Genomic DNA, 19,013 nt, shown 5'->3' with positions numbered 1-19,013 from the left:
AAAAATTATATTTCCTCAATCCAACTATTCGTAGCTATTTTTTGACATTTATCTGCTATTTTGACAGCATCTTGATGATTTTTGCACAAGGCAATTACAATTCCACCGAGTCCGCTACCAGATAATTTAAAACCTAATGCACCATTTGCAAGAGCAATTTTTTGCAAATGATCAATTTTTGCGGTTGAAAGATTAAATGAATGGAGTATCTCTTGTGCCCGATTAAAATATGAACCTACCTTTTCAGCGTCTTTTTTTAACCATGCTGATTTAGTTTCATCAGCCAGTTTGCCTAATTCCTTGATATTTTCTTTTACACCGGGGACTTTTGCCATCAAACCTTGAACTTGACTAACTGCTTTTTTAGTACTGCCTAATTCACCAGTATCCATTATAAGCAAAGTTGCGTCTAGTTTAGCTTTTAGCGACTTGGGGCCATCTTTTTGATTAAAAAAGATCAGATAATCTGAATTAACAGTTGCTGCATCAAGACCTGATGCTTTACCGTGATTAATCATTTCAGCATGGTTAGTAATTCCAATTATTTCTTCTTCAGTTAAATTAAGTTTGAAATAAGCATTCATTGCTCTTGTTGTAGCAAGAGCAACTGTGGCGCTTGAACCTAAACCACGTTCTATTGGAATCTCTCCTGTATAAGTTATTTTCAGAGTTTCATTACTGGCAGCTTTTGTCAGCATAGTTTTAACAACATATTTTAGTCCGTCATATTCAGATGGAGACATAAAAAAAGGCCCTTGATAATGAGCCGTATCCATCCACATTTGCTCTGCCGGTTCAACAGTCGTTTTAATATGCAATGATTTGATTGGCAATGCTAACGCATCATAGCCATAAACTACTGAATGTTCACCGATAAGAATAACTTTTCCGTGTGCTAAAAAACTTGATTTCATTTTATTTAAGATCCTTATTGTTTGTAAAAAAATTTGGTTCCTATGCTAAAATAATGACAAAGGAGAAGAGAACAGATGATCAAATTTCTAGTCGGTCGGCAAACCGATCCCATGCAGGAAAAAATTTTACAGGAAGCAGTACAAAATTATCGGACTTTCCCTGATCATAAAACTTTTGTCATCGTTCCCAACCACATTAAGTTTACCACAGAAGTCAGAGCAATAAATAGGTTGGCTACCAGTCAAAACCATACTGAGCAATCTGTCAAAAATCTGCAAGTTTTATCATTTTCACGTTTGGCCTGGTTTTTCTTAAAAGATGCAAAAAAGGGCTTGCCAACTGAACTTGATAATGCTGCTGCAGCAATGCTTCTTGCCAAAATTGTTGATCAAAAGAAAGATCAGCTGCACCTTTTTCAGACTACTAACTTGAATCCGGGCTTAATAAAGCAATTATATGATACAATTCTGCAAATTCGCGAAGGCAATTTGAATCTTGATGATATCGATCAAGATGCTCTTGAGCTTGAAACCAAAAATAAGATCTCTGATCTTAAAATTATTTATTCAGCGTTCATTGAAGCCATTACAGGCAAATTTTCTACCTCAAACGAGATACAGTTGCAGTTAAATGAATTTTTAGCTACACAAAAAAATTTAGATCAAGCAGACTTTTACTTTAGCGATTTTTCTCATTTTTCTCTTCAGGAATGTCTAACCGTCAAATTATTGATGGCCAAAGCCCATAGCGTCACATTGGCTTTTAAAACGCAGCTGGGTGAGATTAACCCAAAAGCTGAGCCAGGAGATTACGATTATGTCATTCAAACTACTATCAATAAACTATTACAATATATTAAAGTTCATAATTTGCCACATCAAATATTAACTACAAATGTTAGTCCCAGACCAACTAAAAGAGAGTTGCTCAATGAATTTTGGACTGGAGACGTAAGCAACATTGGTGATCTTAATCAAGTCCAACTCGTGCGTGCAGATAACAGATATGCGGAGGCATATTACGTAGCTCACACCATTTACCAGCAGGTTGCATTAAGACACTATCGCTACCGCGATTTCTTAGTTCTGGCACCAAATCTGCATGAATACGAGACATATTTAACCCCAATTTTAAGACAGAATCAAATTCCTTTCTTTAATGATTTACAACAAGAAATGAAGTATCATCCTTTAGTGGTCTTAATTGAAAACATCGCTCAGTTATTGTCGAGACCTTTTCAGACCCAAAATTTGCTGGCCATAATGAAGACCCGTTTAATAATACCTGACTGGTATCAAGACGAAACGGCTTATGTATATGATGTTGACCAATTGGAAAATTTTGTTCTCGCTCATGGCATAAACCATAATTTATGGCAGAGAAACTTTGCGGATTATATGGCAGCAGAGGTCATAGGATTAGACAAAATTCCCGAAGAAGTAAATAAAATAGAAAAATTAAAAGAATATTTTATCAAACAAATTACGCAGCTTTTTAATAGTTTAAAAGAAGAAAAGGATAGCCAAAAAGCTATTACGATATTTTTTAATTTTTTAACTAACAATGGAGTCAATGAAGTATTAGAAAAATGGCGTGCTGATGCCCAAGAAGATGGTGCTTTACAAGAAGCCCGGCAGTCAGAACAGGTTTGGGATCTTTTAATTAATCTGCTACATGATTATTTGTTAATTAACCCTGATAATTTTGATCCAGCAGGCTTTTTTGCAGTATTGATTAACGGCTTTAAGGAAGCCACCTTTTCTCAAATTCCAGCCACTTTGGATGCTGTAAATTTATCCGAAATGGGTATTGTTCAAGTCAGTGGCTACAAGCAGGTTTTTATTATGGGGGCAACGGTTAACGGCTTACCACAAATACAGAATACTCCCGGCTTTTTAAGTACAGAAAATCTTGCTGAATTAAAAAAAGATTTTGGCGAAGACTCTTATATTGAAGATAGGCAGCAGCTAAGTAACTGGGACCAAAACTACCAATTTGGTAATTGTTTGGCTTTAGCACAGGACAAAGTTTATTTGTCGTATTGTTTAGCGACTGATGAGGGTAGTACAGTACAGCCTTCAATTTATTATGAAAGGTTTAAAACTGCGGGTGCACCAGAATTTTCGCAACACAATTTACCTGAAGAACTTAGTCAGTTATTATCTTTTATAACCAATCCACAGGCAAGTTTAGGATATCTAAGCTATCTTAATCGGGCAGAAAAGAATATTGATGTTAAAGAATTGTTAAAGCTAACGGCTGAACTTTTACCGCAAAAAACAGCTAAAGTTATAGCAGGAAGCAATTTTATAAACGAACCTCAAAATATAGGTCCTGACTTGGCACAAAAATTATATGGTTCAAACCTCAATTCTTCTGTTTCTCAGCTGGAAACTTTTTATGAAAATTCATACGAATATTTTTTGACATATGGTTTACACCTTCATAAAAGATTTGAAAATGAATTGGATGCTATACAAGCAGGCAATTATTTCCACGAAACCTTCGACCGTTTAGTTAAGGAGTTAAATGACCGCTCACTTGATTTGAAAGAAATTGATGACGAAACACTAAATCAGTTACTTACAATTGCACGTACAAAAATGAAAAATGAGGCCAGATATCAGCAATTATTAAATGACCCATTTAATGAGTTTTTATTTAAGTGTCTTGATAAAACTACTAGTAAAGTAGCAAGTAATTGGCATCATGCAGTTTCCAAAACTCCTCTGCGTGCTAAATATTCAGAGTTAAGTTTTGGAAAAGGTGAACAGGTGCAAGGACTTAACTTTAAAGTGCCAGGCATAGAAGGTAATCATTACGTTAATTTAAGGGGAAAAATAGATCGAGTTGATTTGGCTCATGTTCCTGATCAAAACGGATTAATTGCTCAAGTAATCGATTATAAGTCCTCCGCTAAAAAATTTGATCTGGGGTTATTTTACCAGGGTATTTCTTTACAAATGGTTTCATATCTAGATGTGTTAATGCAAAACCACAAATTCTTTGCTGGATCTGACCCACTTTCACTTTTAGGTGCTTTTTATCAAACAGTTACAAGGCAAACAGAAAAGCTAAATAACAAAAAATTGTACAACAATAATTTGCAGATAAAAGAAGCATACTTAGATGGCCAAATTAAACTTAAATATACTGGTTTAATTAATGATGACCAGCTATTAATGCTCGCGGCTGAACCTGACTTAAATAAACCACGTAGTACTTCTTCCATTTATGCCGGAGTCAGTTCTACGAAAGATGGATCTTTAAAGTTTGGTGGCAGTTATTTCAATAGTGATGAACTTGAATTATTGCTGAAATATGACGAAGAGCTTATTAAAGATGCCTCCAGTCAAATTTTAGCGGGAAAAGTAAAGCTGAATCCCTATAAATATGGGAATGGAAATAATGCATTAACTTATTCTGACTTTCGTGATATTTTCTTTTTTGACGCCATGTTGAAAGAAAATAAGTATCATCAAGTAGGAAGCCTGAAAAGGGATGAGCTACTGGAAAAGATTAAAAAAAGGCTAAAGGAAGGAAATTAAAGATGGTTCAAGAAAAAAGAAAAACTCCATTTACAGCCGTTCAAGAAAAAGCTATAAATGATCATGGCCGCGACATACTAGTATCGGCTTCCGCAGGTAGTGGCAAAACCACCGTTCTTGTACAGCGCTTAATGAAAGAAATTCTTTCTGGCGTCAGTGTTGATCATCTTTTAGTAGTCACATTTACAAAAGCAGCTGCAGCTGAAATGAAAAAACGAATTAAAGAAGTATTATCAAATGAAATGCAGATGTCTTCAAAAAAATCATATTTGAGACAACAGTTAAATCTAATTGATTCTGCTAATATTTCTACGATTGATGCCTTTTGTTTGGATGTAATCCATCGTTTTTATTATGTAATCGACATTGATCCCAGTTTCAGTATCCTAACTGATGATTCTCAAGCGGAATTAATGCGTGAAAGAGCATTAAAAGAAGTTGAAGGAGAATTCCTAGAGAAAAAAGACAGGGACTTTATAGCTTTTTATGATAATTTTGCAGGTGACAGGGATGCTGCATCTCCACAAAATTTATTGTTAGACTTATATAATTACGCAATGGCTAAGCCTGATTATCGAAAATGGCTGCAAGGGCTAGCCCAAAAATATCAAATGGAAGAAGTAATCAAATCTTCTTTGTGGCAGAAAGAAATTAAACCTTATTTAGTCAATCTTTTCCAAAATCTTGCTGATAAGTTAGAGCATTTTTGTCAAAGTACGGTAATGGAAACTAAGGATCTGCACAAAACAAAAGAAACTTTTGACCTGTTTGAAAAGTGTCTTAGCAGCTATTTGCATGATCTGGAAAATGATAGTCCATATGATGAGCAACGAGAAAGATTGCGTGCCTGTGTTTTCAAAAGCGGTATGCGTAGATCAAAAAATTGGGACGAAGATATTGTTGCTTTTTATGATGAGTGCTGTGATTTTAAAAACGAAGCAAGAGAGCAAATTTTAACTACTTTTGTTTTTTTTTATGCTACTGACGAAAAAGAGCAATTGTCTATGATGCAAAAAGGTCAGCAAATAATGGCTGCAATTGTAAAAGCAGAACTGGCACTGATTGACCGTTTTAATCAGTTAAAAAGAGCAGAAAACCTGCTTGATTTTAGCGACATGGAGCAATTAGCATACCAAATTCTCAGCCAAGACACTTCTGCATCCCAAATGGCACGAACTTTTTATCAAAATAAATTTAATGAGATTTTGGTCGACGAGTATCAGGACATCAACCCGCTACAAGAAAATATCTTGCAATTAATTAAAAAAGATGGTCAAAACAATCTTTTTATGGTTGGTGACGTTAAACAATCAATTTATGGCTTTAGGCAAGCTGAACCAAGTTTGTTTTTACACAAGTATCAAGAAGCAGCCCTTAAAGAAAATCAAGCAAAAGAAGAAAGAATTTTATTGTCGGACAATTTCCGTTCTTCTAAGCCAGTTATTTCTATTGTTAATCAAGTATTTAAAAATATTTTGACGGATGATTTTGGAGGTATTGATTATAATAAGGAGAGTCAGCTGACTTATGGTGCCAAATATTATCCTTCAAATCTTCCTGATGCAACTGAAATACTAATTCATGAAAAAAATAGTGACCAAACTAACCCTCAAGAAGATTATCCTGACGATATTGACTCAGCTGAAATTGCTATGGTTATTAACCGTATTAAAAAATTCGCAGAGGAAAATTTGTTAATTTATGACAAAAATTCGCAAAATAGCAGTCATTTAAGACCTTTTAAGTACAGTGATATTGTTATTTTAACCAGAAGTCGCAGCAATAATCTTGAAATTATGCAAGAGTTTGCCAAAAGTCATATTCCGATAATGGTTACCGATGCGAAAAATTATTTTCAAACTTTAGAATTAACTATAATCATGAACTACTTGAGGATCATTGACAATCCAGATCAGGACATTCCTCTTGTAGCTGTATTAAGGTCACCACTTTTTAATTTTACAGAACCTGAACTCAGTACGATTAGAATTCATACGCAGAATGCCAGTTTTTACAACGCTTTAACTTCTTATGTTGCCGTGGGTGACGAACTTAGTCAAAAAGTAAAAGATTTTTTGAATCAACTCGAAGAATTGCGTAAATTTGCTGCAACACATAGAATTTCAGAATTGATTTGGAGCATCTATGAAAAAACCAGCCTGCTTGAAATTATGACCTCACTACCTAATGGCAAGCAGCGAAGAGTCAACTTAGAGGCTTTATATGAAAGGGCTGCTTCATATGAAAGCGCTGGTTTTAAGGGCCTGTATCAATTTATCAATTTTATCGAGCGAATGAGACGCAGCCAAAAAGACTTGGCGCAACCCCTTTTAACTAAAGAGGCCGGCAACTCTGTGCGTCTAATGACTGTACATAGTTCCAAGGGCTTGGAATTTCCCATTGTTTTTTACTTAGGCTTGCAACACCAATTTCAAAAGCGGGATTTAAGTGGCAATTACATTATAAATTCAGGTTCTGTAGGTTTAACTATCAAGCAAAAACATTATCGTGCTGATACCCTTGTTAAATCTATCGCCAATATATCCAAAAAAAAGCAGCTTTTAGAAGAAGAAGCTCGCATTTTATATGTAGGGATGACCCGAGCAAAGCAAAAGTTAATTTTGGTAGCTGATTTAAAAAATCTGCCTCGAACAATTGAAAATTGGCAAAATGAAGCTGATCAAAATGGACGTCTCACGTTGAGCAGTAAGCTTAACGCTTCAAATCCTATGAGTTTGATTGGTCCATCAATCAAATGGGACAAGCTTTTAAGTCAAAAAATTAATGATATAAATTCAGCGTTGGAAACAAGTCAGGAACTGCTTTATATCCAGTACCAAGATGAAAAGGTTTATCCTCAAGAAGATGCTGGTCCAGAGGAGAACAAAACTGAGAACATTTCATCATTAGAAGAATATACAAAAAAACTATTTAATTTTAATTATCCTTTTCAAGATGCCAGTCAGACAACTGCTTATCAATCAGTATCTGAAATTAAAAAAGCATTTAGCGATCCTCTTGATACCGAACTGGAAAATACGCACCTAATTTCTTCAACTAATCGTTACTTGCAGCCAATAGATACTAAACCTGATTTTCTGTTTAAAACACGGTTTACAGGAGCAGAAATCGGTACTGCAATGCACCTGATCCTGCAATACTACGATTATCATGGATCGGGAAACATCGACCAAGTTAAAGAAGAAGTACAGGAACTAGTTAAGCAAAATAAACTTAATAACAATATTGTTTCCAGTTTAGATTTAGAAAAAATAAATTGGTTTGTTAATAGTGATTTTGCAAAGAAATTTTGGCAAAAGCCAGAAAACTTGCACCGTGAAATTGAATTTTCGAGTCTGTTGCCAGCCGATAGTCTATTTGATAATTTCAGTGATGCAGACGCAAAAATTTTAATTCATGGTACAATAGATGGTTATTTTACCGAAAAAGATGGCATAATATTATTTGATTATAAAACCGATCATATTGATCAAACTCATTTGCAATTAGCTATCAAAAACATAAAGCAAAAATATTTAGGTCAGCTGCGTCTTTATGAAAGAGCTCTTAATTCCTTTGCTGACAAAAAAGTTAAAGCAAAATACTTGGTTTTGTTAGATGCATGCAAAATTGTTGAATTAAATTAACAGAAAGGAGGGTAATTGCAAAATGAAATCATTCGAGCATACCGTTTTTGCTGTAGTGGATTTAGAAACTACGGGAACACAACGGGAAGAAAATAATCATATCATTCAGTTTGGCTGCGCTATTATTAAGAATATGAAAGTTGTCAAGACTTACTCTTTTATGATTAATCCTCACCGCGAAATTCCGATAGCGGTGCAAAATTTAACCCATATACACAACAAAGATGTAGCTCAAGAAAAAGATTTTGCTTATTATGCACCCAAGATTGTCAAAATCTTGAAAAATACTGTCTTTGTAGCTCATAATGTTAACTTTGATTTGCCATTTTTAAATTTTGAATTAGTGCAGCACGGCTATGAACCACTAACTAATCGCGCAATAGATACGGTAGAGCTGGCAAAAATTGCATTTCCTACTGAACCATCATACAAGTTAAGCGATTTGACAACTCGCCTGCAGATTAGACATTTAAACCCTCATAAAGCAGATTCTGATGCCTACGGCACCGCTGTTTTATTAATAAAAATAATTGAACGACTTGAAAATCTTCCTCAAGCTACTTTAAATACGCTAAGCTCTTTGGCTCACGGTTTAATACGTGACACTTCATGGATTTTCACTACCATTGCTGATAACGCACGCAAGGAAAAAAGGCCGTTATCTTCACAATATCAGCAAGTACGACAAATAATTTTACGAAAACAAGAAAAACTTAATAATGTTGAACATCAACAGTCAAATGTTTTTCCGAAAAGTGATACGGACAAAAAGAGATTATTTAAAAATAAAATTAATTACCGCCAGCCTCAGGTAGACCTCATCAACCGAATTGAGCAGTTTTTGAGTAACCCTAAACAGAAAGCATTATTGATAGAAGCACCTAATGGTACTGGTAAAACCTTTTCTTACTTGTTTTCATATTCCTATCGATTATATACAAACAGAAAATTGGTAATTGCCACGCCAACCAAAGTACTGCAAAGACAAATAATAGATCAGGAAATTCCACAATTACTAAATGTAACCAAGTTGGATTTAAAAGCAGAAGAAGTAAAAGCCAGCAGCCATTACCTTGACTTAGATGGTTTTTATCAAAGTTTGTATCAGGGAACTCCAAATAAACTAACTTTGGTGTTACAGATGCGCATTTTGGTTTGGTTAACTGAAACTCAGACAGGTGATCTAGATGAATTGCAGCTGACTAATTATCGTGCCCCCTTATTTACCCAAATTGCTCACCCTGGAGATGCTCGTGTTGGCAGTATTTTTGCTGATGTTGATTTCTGGAATTTGGCAAGACAAAGGCAGGAGCAGGCTGACATTTTAGTTACGAATCATGCTTATTTAGCGAACCACTATAATGATACAATTTGGGGTCAAAATCCCTACCTCGTTATTGACGAAGCTCATCGTTTTGTTGACAATGTGATCACTTCAAGGAATGACTCATTTCAATTTGAATCATTGTGGGGAGTTCTTAATCATCTGCGTAATTTACTTTATTATGCTGATGACAGCGTATTTAACCAATATGGCAATGATGTACAGTTCAATTTTCTCTTAGAAAAATTAGATCCGGCAATACTTGATTTGATCAAAGTTATTAATCATTTGCAACGTTTGCTCTGTTCAAAAAAGAAAAAAGCTGTCAGTCAAAATACTTTAGCCAATGGCAACTTGCTTCTCAGTTTCAGGGGCATGGATCTTTTTCCAAAGAATAGTCAATTTTTAACTAAATTGGCGGAATTACAACGAAAATTAGAAAGCATCAGACAGAACACAAATCAAATCTTATTTAAGCTTTACAATGAAACTGACAGCTCGAATATCGATAGGGATGCTATTTTAAGTGAAATTTCTGATCAAATAGATCAACTTGATGACTATATCACCAAAAGCTATCAATTATCGGATTTACTTCGAAAAAAAGTCTATGTCAATTCAGAAGGGTTTATCATTACTTTAACTAATCCGCAAGATCCTTTAAGTGCCAATTTAAGCTGGCTAATGCTTGATGCAACGCCAGAACTTCATAAAATTTATGATCGCTTCAACCATATTTCATTTGTCAGTGCTACCTTAACCAGTGGAAAAGGGTTCGATTTTATCACTAAGCTTCTTGGCTTAACTGATTTAGCACCACAAAAGTATATAGGAACAAGCACATTTAAGTTGAGTAAACATCTTGAAGTATTGTCTGTGACTGACTTTCCCGATATTAACGATCCAAAGTATGAGAAAAATCTAATTCAGATTTTGGAAAAAGATCTGACAAATAAAAGTCATGTTTTAGTTCTTATGACAAATCTTGAACAAATAAAAAATGTTTTTAGTGCTATTATAAATTCTCCCAGTTTACGTGATTATGAAATTTTGGCACAAGGTGTCTCTGGTTCAAATAACCGGATTATTAAAAGATTTGCAATTGCCAAACAAGCACTTATTTTAGGGGCAGATAGTTTTTGGGAAGGAATTGACTTTCATGAATGTGGCGTTGATTTGGTAATAGCAACTAAATTGCCTTTTGAATCTCCTGATTTGCCGGAAGTTAAGTTACGCCAAAGACAACTTGTTGACAGAGGTATAGATGTTTTTAACTCTGATACAATGCCGCGGGCAATTATTCGCTTTAAGCAGGGGATGGGCAGGCTGATTCGTGGAGAGCAAGATAAGGGTCAGTTTTTAATACTGGATTCAAGAATCTGGTCTAAAGATTATGGTTCAGTTTTTCTGGCAGCCGTACCAGTTAAAGTAAAAAAAACATCTTTAAGTAATTTACAGGAAAAGTTAACAAACTATGATACAAGATGATACAAAACAAACATTTAAATTTTTAGCATGGGTATTTATAATTTTGATCTTTTTATACTTTGCCTTCATTGTTATTTTTTATAAAGCAGGTAATCCAGAACGGTCAGAAACTCGTGAACTCAACAGAATAGCCATCGAAAAGACTCCTATCAAATATACAGAAAAAAACTATCATTTAAATCGTGGTGTTAATAGTTATGCGCTTAAGGGTCTAACAAAGGACCATAAGACATACTATTTTATCTATTTGCCAGGATCTAAAAAAGCATATCTTTATTCAGCAAGCAGAGGCGTAAATGAAGGACTCATACGTAATAAATATATTGCAAAAGAACCCAATGAAAAAATTACTGAAGTAAATCTGGGCTGGTATAAAAATAAACCTGTTTGGGAAGTAAGTTCTAAAAATATAGCTGGTGAATATCATTATCAGCTTTATAATTTTAAAGATGGAAAATTAGTAGGTTAAGTCGCTAAATTGATCAAACTTTGGTATCATTAATTTGATTACGATAAGGAAAGTGGAATAAAAGTTTATGACAGAATTAATTTCAATAGAAGATTGTCGCAAGCATGTTGACCAAGAAGTACGGATGCACGTTTGGTTGACTGACAAACGTTCAAGCGGCAAAATAGTGTTTTTACAATTACGTGATGGTACTGCCTTTTTTCAGGGAGTAGTTCGTAAAAATGCAGTTTCTGATGAAGTGTTTGAAATTGCAAAATCTTTGCATCAAGAAGCAAGTTTTTATATTAAGGGAACTGTACACCAAGATGAGCGCTCCCATTTTGGTTATGAAATTCAAATTTCCGACTTAAAGCTAATTACTAACAACGAAGGTTATCCCATCGGTAACAAAGAACATGGGATTGAATTTTTGCTTGACCATAGACATTTATGGCTTAGAAGCAAACGTCCTTTTGCAATTATGCGCATCAGAAATACTATTTTCAAAGCTACAGTTGACTTTTTTGAAAATGAAGGCTTTGTAAAATTTGATGCTCCTATCTTTATGCATTCTGCACCTGAAGGAACTACCGAATTATTTCACACGGAATACTTTGGAGGAGATGCTTATCTATCACAATCCGGACAACTATATGGTGAAGTTGGAGCAGAAGCATTCGGTAAAATTTTTACTTTCGGTCCAACTTTTAGAGCTGAAGAATCAAAAACGCGCCGTCATTTAACTGAATTTTGGATGATGGAGCCAGAAATGGCTTGGATGCATCAGGATGAATCTCTTGATTTGCAAGAACGTTTTTTGTCATATGTGACTGGTCAAGTTCTCAAGCATTGTCAATATGAATTAGAAATTTTAGGTCGTGATCCCCAAAAATTACAGCCTGCAGCACAGGGTAACTATACACGCTTGTCATATGACGATGCAGTAAAGATATTGCAAGACGATGGACGCGACTTCAAATGGGGTGATGATTTTGGTGCTCCTGACGAAGCTTTTATTTCCGAAAAATTTGATCGTCCATTTTTCATTGTTAATTACCCGACAAGTATTAAACCATTTTACATGAAGAAAAATCCTGATAATCCTAAGGAATATCTATGTGCAGATGTTTTAGCACCAGAAGGTTATGGCGAAATCATGGGTGGTTCTGAACGCGAAAGTGATTATGAAACATTGCTCAAACAAATTCATGAGGCCGGCTTGAATGAGAATGATTACAGCTGGTATTTAGATTTGCGCAAATACGGCAGTGTGCCTCATTCCGGCTTCGGTATGGGCTTTGAACGTGTTATTGCTTGGATCTGCAAATTAGATCATGTCCGTGAAGCTATTCCATTCCCGAGAATGATTAATCGTCTAGAACCATAAATTAAAGTTAATAGTATAGTTAAAAGTTGAACTAAAAAATATTTAGTTCAACTTTTTTAAAGGGAGAGATTAATATGCGCTATAATGATTACCGCTTCTTTGGTTTCACTACTTTATCAAACGGGTTACTTGCTTATTATCCACAACTTAATATTGACGATGCAGAAATGATGGTCATTATCCAATTGGAAATGTTTGCCCAAAAAAACAATTCTTTTCCTACCAATGAACAGATTGCGGCTAATACTAATTTTTCTGTTACAGAAATCACTGCTTTAATTCAAAAATTAATTGAAAAAAATTTAATTGTAATTGACCAAATAACTGACAAGAGCGGCATGATTGGAAACAAATATAACCTTAACCAGTTATATGATAAACTGGACCAACTGTTGAAGAATAAAACTTTGTCTGTCAATAAAAAAATGACTGCTAAAAAAGCGGAAACTGCAGTTGATAACACTCCGTTAAATCAATTAGTAAGGCAGTTTGAAATTGAATTTGGTCGTTATTTAAGTCCAATAGAACGAGAAGAAATTTCTGCCTGGCTTAATGTAGATCACTACGATCCAGCTATTATTAAGTTGGCCTTGCGCGAAGCTGTCTTATCTCAAGCATATAGCCTAAAATACGTTGACCGTATTTTGCTGAATTGGCAAAGACATAACTTAAAAACAAGTAGTGAAGTTCAAAAGTTTTTGAGGAGGAACCGCTAAATGAAAGCAGAAAAATTACTTAGTAAAAATGAAGCTAGAAAAGTGTTAGAGTGTATCAACCGAATGTATCCTGATGCCAAAAGTGAATTAGTTTGGGACAATAACTTTCATTTATTATGTGCTGTCTTAATGAGTGCTCAAACAACAGACAAGATGGTAAATCGAGTAATGCCAAAATTTATGAAGGATTATCCTGAACCTAAGAATTTGGCCGTGGCAACAATTCCAGAAATAGAAAATCATATTTCCCAAATTGGGCTTTATCATTCAAAAGCTAAGCACTTAAAAGAAACTGCGGAAATTCTAGTTTCAAAATATGATGGTAAAATTCCAAAAGATAAAAATAAATTAATCTCTTTGCCGGGAGTCGGTGAGAAAACTGCTAATGTTGTTTTAGCAGAGGGATTTGGAATTCCTGCGATAGCAGTCGATACACATGTGTCACGAATTTCTAAACGATTTCATATAGTGCCTCAAAATGCCAAACCTCTTGAAGTAGAAAAAAGGTTAGAAGAAATCTTACCAAAAGACGAATGGATTCATACACATCACGCAATGATTTTATTTGGTCGCTATTCTATGACAGCGCGTGATAAAAATGATCCTTACAGTTATTTAATAGAAAAATAGTGTTTAAAAAATAAAAGTTTAGTATAATTTCTTTATCAAAATAATATTAAAGGAGACTATACTATGAGTGGTTGGCAAACGACTAATTTTATTTTAGCAATTTTATTTTTGGGTTTTGCTTTATTCTTATGGCTTCGTCCATATGATGGAACTGGCGTTCCTAATACTATGTATGTAAAATTGATTTCCTTAACTGTTTTAACAATATTTTTTGCCTTTATTTTTTTAATAGAATTCATTTTTTACCTTATACTGAAAAACAATAAAAAATAAAAACGTCGAAAGATTTTTCGACGTTTTTATTAGTTAATGTTCATTATTTTCATTGTTGGTTGAATTGTTGCTTTCTCCTCCAGGTTTGTTAGGTTTTTGTTCTTGATCAGAACTGGTACCTGAATCAGAATTGCCAGATTCATTATTTTGACCTGAATTTTGTGAATTATTTTCACTAGTATTGTTTTTATTCTTGTCTTTTGAATTTTTCGCTTTTCTTTGATTTTTATCAGATTGCCTAGTTGAGCCATTTTGATTGTGATGAACAGAATATCTTCCCTGAGTATTAGTTGAAGATGAATCATTAGTGTTAGTTTTTTCATCATCTTCATCATAATCGCTGCTGTCATCAACAATACCAATAGGAGAATGGCCACGAACAAACAACTGCCATTCACCTGTAGATGATACCTCTGGTGGATTTGAGTTTTTAGCGATTTTAGCCCGAATCACAGAGTCAGGTTTTTGCCAATCAACATTTTCTTTATTTCTCATTAAATAAGTCATCATGTTCTTATAAAAAAGCTGTGCAGATTGTTGACCAACACCAGAAATAGTACCATCTTTCAGATTATCATAGCCCGTCCAAACACCAATTGAATAGCTAGGGGTGTAACCCACAAACCAGGAGTCTTTAGGTGTTGCAGCGTATGCTGGGTATCGTGCCAAATCCTGTTCTGAATATTTAACAGAACCAGTTTTCCCCGCATGATATAAACCTCTAATCTGTGCGTTGGTTCCAGAACCATGTTTAATTACTCCTTTCAACATGTCTGTAATCATGTAGGCAGTAGCCTTGCTCATCACTCGAATGCCTTCAGAGTCATAATTTCTGGTAAGTCCATCAGGAGTTTCGATTTTAGAAACAAATTGCGGTTTATGATAGATTCCCATCGTAGCAAATGCACTAAAAGCACCAGCCATCTGCAAGCTTGACGCATTTACACCAATCGCCACTGACAAGCCTGAGTCCTCAGGAACATTGATATCCATTTTCTCAGCAAATTTTGTTGCTCGTTTAACACCAACTTTTTTCAAAGTTTTGACTGCGGGAACATTACGTGACTGTTCCAAAGCATGCCTCACAGTCATCATACCATCATATTTATTATCCCAGTCGTAGAGCTGGACATTTGTTCCTGGATAAACATACTTGCTATCATCTAACATTTTTGCTGTTGACCAATTGAGATATTCAATTGCTGGACCATAATCTAAAACTGGTTTTATCGAAGAGCCAGTTGATCGAGTGGTTTGTACTGCACGATCTAAACCCAATTGAACTGAAGAGGGCAGGTGCCTTCCACCAAGTATAGCTACTACGTGACCATTACTTGGATCAACCACGGATGCTCCTATTTGCATCTTGTCATTAGTAAAAGGAACCAGACCACTGTTAGCCAATTGATAAAGTTTCTTTTGAGCTTTTTGGTCCATATTAATGGTAATCTTTAAATTGTCACGAAAAGGATCAAAGCCTTTAGCTCTGACTTCGGCAATTGCTTCCTTTACATAGGGATCATTAATTTTGCGTAAGTTAGATTGCTTACGCTGATTATGAGGTTTTAAACCCTTTTTTATGCTTTCTTTCCTAGCTTCATCATACTGTTCCTGAGATATTTTTTTATTGTTTAACATTGCTTTTAGAACAATATTACGCCTATATTTTGCATATTTTGGGTAGGTATAAGGATTATATACGGTTGGTCTATTAGGCATTCCCGCAAGCATGGCTGTTTGCGCTAAGTCCAGATCTCCAATCTTTTTGCCATAGTAATAGTTAGCGGCGGTGCCAATTCCGGTATTACCATAATTCATATATACCTTATTGATATAAAATTCCAGAATTTCATTATGGCTGTACTCTCTTTGAACTCTCATAGCCAGCCATGCTTCCTGAGCCTTTCTGCGTAATGTTCTTTGGGAAGCAGCAGTTGAAAATTTTGTCAGTTTAACTAATTGCTGGGTAATTGTAGAACCACCTGCAGAAATGCTTTTGCTTTTAGCGTTAGTTAACATTGAACCTGCAATTCGAATAGGATCAATTCCCAGCTTGTCTCTGTAAAAGCGCTTGTCTTCAACTGATACAATAGCATCTTTTAGTAGTTGCAAATCCTTGCTGTCTTTGACGTATAACCTTTTTTCGGTACCAAGGGACATGATAAATTTGCCATTTGTGTTGTATAACCCTGACGATCCGCCACTTTCAAGATCAGCTCGACTAATGTTTGGAGCATCTTTAGCATAATAGGCAAACAAACCTACACCAGCTACTGAAATTAAAAAAACACCTAAAAATGTCCACTTAAGTATTTTACGCCACAATGGTTTAGGCAAACTTTGCCGGTAATTCTTACGTGATTCACGTCCATTATTTGAGTTTGAATTTTTATTTATCATCGTGTATTTTCCTATCCGAGATAAAAGAATCTATGGCTTTCAGGTATGGTAGATTAGGTTGAAAGCCACTCTTAATCTCTATTGACCAATCTTCGACTTCTTTTAACGTTAATGAACTTTTATCTTTAGTCCACCAAGCTTTTATTATTGCACTTGCCGGAGTTACAAAATAGCGGTTTAAGCTTGTAAATCTTATTATTGTAAAGCATATTCCTTTTTGCTTCAAGCATTCTGCCAAGTGAATTATTTGATGCTCGTGAAAATTTTTTAAAGGAAAATTGGTTTTATTTTTGGTCTCTTTTGCTTCAAAGTCCAGGTAATAACCTTTATAAACCCCATTATAATCCGTAGTGGATTCTTGGCGAAAATAGGCCTCTTTTATTACTGCACGTGACCTTTTAGGGTAGTCTACCTTAACGATTTGAACTGGCGTTGGCTTTTTATGCACCACTGCGATTTCTTTTGTACGATAATATTTATTAGATTCATTAATCATCTGCTCAAGGTTCATCCCCCGGTCAGAAAAATTAATATTTTTGTGTCTTCTTTTTTGGTGCTTGACTTGAGAAGTATAATTTGATTTGCGAAAAGCGGCAGAACTGCCTGTTGGATATTTGACCATAAATATCACTCCTGCTAGCATTATAGCAATAAAGAAAAAGTTTTTGAACAAGGAGCTATCTGTTTCATTATGCAAAGATTGTGGGTAACTGGATACCGTAATTATGAGCTTAATACATTTGGAGACAAAGACCTCAAGATAAAAATTATTAAAATGGTTCTAAAAAAACATATGATAAGCCTAATAGAAAATAACCAACTTGACTGGGTAATAACTGGAGCTAATTTGGGTGTAGAGCAGTGGGCAAGTGAGGTCGCAATCGACTTGCGACAAAAATATTCTTTAAGGGTTTCTATCATTGTTCCTTATGAGGAATTTGCCAGCAGATGGAATGAAAATAATCAGGAAAAGTATCTCTCTTTAAAACAGCAAGTTGATTTTTTTGCTTCCACTTCAAAAGAAACTTACCAAAATCCTGTTCAACTGCGCAATTATCAAAACTTCATGCTTATGCATACAGATAGAGCCCTGATGATCTATGACCCAGAAAATCCTGGAAAGCCCAAGTTTGATTATAATTTAATCAAAAAATACCAAGAAACGACAGAATATTCATTAGAATTAATTGATTTTTATGATCTGCAGGATGAAGCAGAAGAATTTCAGGAAAATCAAGATGACGAATATCAAGAATAAGATAACTTTGTTTTAAAATTAACATTTTAGTTTTAAGCCAGTCCAGTTTTTGCTAGAATAAAAGTGATATAAAAGGAGTTGTATATTATCATGGCAGATTTAAATGATATTCAACTATCCACTCAGGATATTTTAAAAAAACAATTTAGAACAAAGGTTAAAGGTTTGGATCCACATGAGGTTGATGTTTTTTTAGACAAAGTAATTGCTGATTACGATACATTTGAACAAATTATTGAAGATCTTTATGGTCAGATTGGCAAGTTGCAGGGAGAGTTGATGGACGATCGACATAAAGAAGATTCTATTCAAGAGCAAAAGACCAGAAGAGTCAGTCCAGCTGCTACTCAGGAATCAGTGCGGACTTATACACCGACCCAAGAACGTTCCACTCAGAGTTTTAGTCCAACAAATGAAGCAGATTCGCAAAAAGAAAATTCTACTAATATGGCTATCATTCAACGCATTTCGACTCTTGAACGGAAGGTATATAATTTGGAACAGCGAGTTTATGGGTTACAAAAAGAGTAAGCTTTGATATAATTTTTAATGGTGCAAATTTTGAGCAGTCGCGGTTTGATCTTGAAAAGGTCAGGCTGAGGAAAGTCCACGCACGCACGAGCTGCGATGCTTGTAGTGTTCGTATTTAGCCCAATAAGCTAAAGAATTTACAATTACGGCGAAAAAAGTGCTAAATCACCATTATGACATGCATGAATATTCTGAAAAGTGCCACAGTGACGAAGCAGAGGCGGAAACGCTTCTGGTGGAACGAGGTAAACCCTGCGAGCGTGCAACCCAAACTTGGTGGGGGCGTTTCAATCTAAGGAAATGAACTAAAGATTGGATTGCTGATATTTAGCAAAGATAGATGGCTGCTGAAGGTATTTATGCCACAAATACCTGAACAGAACGTGGCTTACAGAAATTTGCATTGGCAGCGTTGAGCTTTTCAAAGGGCTCAACGCTTTTTTTAAAG

General features: G+C 35.0%; 13 protein-coding genes and 1 other RNA gene. 11 read left to right on the top strand and 3 right to left on the bottom strand.

Translation table 11 applies throughout. The annotated features are described in order from the left end of the window. Positions 1 to 5: 5 nt before the first annotated feature. A complete protein-coding gene (mvk, locus tag H3T43_RS00695) occupies positions 6 to 914 on the bottom strand; it encodes a mevalonate kinase (RefSeq protein WP_198211820.1) in 909 nt (302 codons plus the stop codon). 75 nt (positions 915 to 989) lie between these two features. On the opposite strand from mvk, the gene H3T43_RS00690 reads away from it, so the two are divergent. The 8 genes from H3T43_RS00690 to H3T43_RS00655 all read left to right on the top strand — a co-directional run bounded on the left by H3T43_RS00690 (position 990) and on the right by H3T43_RS00655 (position 14,376). Beyond that, complete coding sequence (locus tag H3T43_RS00690) at positions 990 to 4,463, top strand: PD-(D/E)XK nuclease family protein (protein ID WP_198211818.1); 3,474 nt, start codon at positions 990 to 992, stop codon at positions 4,461 to 4,463. 2 nt (positions 4,464 to 4,465) lie between these two features. Further along, entirely contained in the window at positions 4,466 to 8,110 is a 3,645-nt protein-coding gene (addA, locus tag H3T43_RS00685) for a helicase-exonuclease AddAB subunit AddA (RefSeq protein ID WP_198211816.1), read from the top strand. 22 nt (positions 8,111 to 8,132) lie between these two features. Continuing rightward, a complete protein-coding gene (locus H3T43_RS00680) occupies positions 8,133 to 10,922 on the top strand; it encodes a helicase C-terminal domain-containing protein (RefSeq protein WP_198211814.1) in 2,790 nt (929 codons plus the stop codon). Continuing rightward, positions 10,909 to 11,391: a hypothetical protein gene (locus tag H3T43_RS00675; protein ID WP_198211813.1), complete on the top strand. Its 483-nt coding sequence runs from the start codon at positions 10,909 to 10,911 to the stop codon at positions 11,389 to 11,391. The genes H3T43_RS00680 and H3T43_RS00675 overlap by 14 nt, the downstream gene beginning before the upstream one ends. Positions 11,392 to 11,458: 67 nt before the next feature. Continuing rightward, on the top strand, positions 11,459 to 12,757 hold the full coding sequence (gene asnS / locus H3T43_RS00670; protein ID WP_198211812.1) for an asparagine--tRNA ligase: 1,299 nt from the start codon (positions 11,459 to 11,461) through the stop codon (positions 12,755 to 12,757). A 74-nt stretch (positions 12,758 to 12,831) separates the two neighbouring features. Next, complete coding sequence (locus H3T43_RS00665) at positions 12,832 to 13,473, top strand: DnaD domain protein (RefSeq protein WP_198211811.1); 642 nt, start codon at positions 12,832 to 12,834, stop codon at positions 13,471 to 13,473. After that, on the top strand, positions 13,474 to 14,103 hold the full coding sequence (gene nth, locus H3T43_RS00660) for an endonuclease III (protein WP_122052397.1): 630 nt from the start codon (positions 13,474 to 13,476) through the stop codon (positions 14,101 to 14,103). A 63-nt stretch (positions 14,104 to 14,166) separates the two neighbouring features. Continuing rightward, positions 14,167 to 14,376, top strand: a complete 210-nt coding sequence (locus H3T43_RS00655; protein ID WP_046332109.1) for a DUF3923 family protein — start codon at positions 14,167 to 14,169, stop codon at positions 14,374 to 14,376. 33 nt (positions 14,377 to 14,409) lie between these two features. On the opposite strand, the gene H3T43_RS00650 is transcribed toward H3T43_RS00655, so the two are convergent. Together H3T43_RS00650 and recU are read right to left on the bottom strand one after the other, a co-directional pair. After that, positions 14,410 to 16,776: a transglycosylase domain-containing protein gene (locus H3T43_RS00650; RefSeq protein WP_198211810.1), complete on the bottom strand. Its 2,367-nt coding sequence runs from the start codon at positions 16,774 to 16,776 to the stop codon at positions 14,410 to 14,412. After that, complete coding sequence (gene recU, locus H3T43_RS00645; protein WP_198211809.1) at positions 16,766 to 17,398, bottom strand: Holliday junction resolvase RecU; 633 nt, start codon at positions 17,396 to 17,398, stop codon at positions 16,766 to 16,768. Before recU ends, H3T43_RS00650 begins: the two co-directional genes overlap by 11 nt. 69 nt (positions 17,399 to 17,467) lie before the next feature. Between recU and H3T43_RS00640 the strand changes: the two genes are divergently transcribed. The 3 genes from H3T43_RS00640 to rnpB all read left to right on the top strand — a co-directional run bounded on the left by H3T43_RS00640 (position 17,468) and on the right by rnpB (position 18,961). After that, positions 17,468 to 18,034 (top strand): DUF1273 domain-containing protein, encoded by a 567-nt coding sequence (locus H3T43_RS00640; RefSeq protein WP_198211808.1) that lies wholly within the window; start codon positions 17,468 to 17,470, stop codon positions 18,032 to 18,034. Positions 18,035 to 18,124: 90 nt separating this feature from the next. Next, entirely contained in the window at positions 18,125 to 18,565 is a 441-nt protein-coding gene (locus H3T43_RS00635; RefSeq protein ID WP_198211807.1) for a DivIVA domain-containing protein, read from the top strand. A gap of 26 nt (positions 18,566 to 18,591) precedes the next feature. Continuing rightward, positions 18,592 to 18,961, top strand: an RNA gene (gene rnpB, locus H3T43_RS00630) — RNase P RNA component class B. Positions 18,962 to 19,013 lie beyond the last annotated feature (52 nt).

It is taken from the genome of Lactobacillus sp. M0396, assembly GCF_016101625.1.
GTDB classification, from domain to species: Bacteria; Bacillota; Bacilli; order Lactobacillales; family Lactobacillaceae; genus Lactobacillus; species Lactobacillus huangpiensis.
Note: the sequence above shows the minus strand (reverse complement) of the source record. Positions and strands in the feature narration are given on the sequence as shown.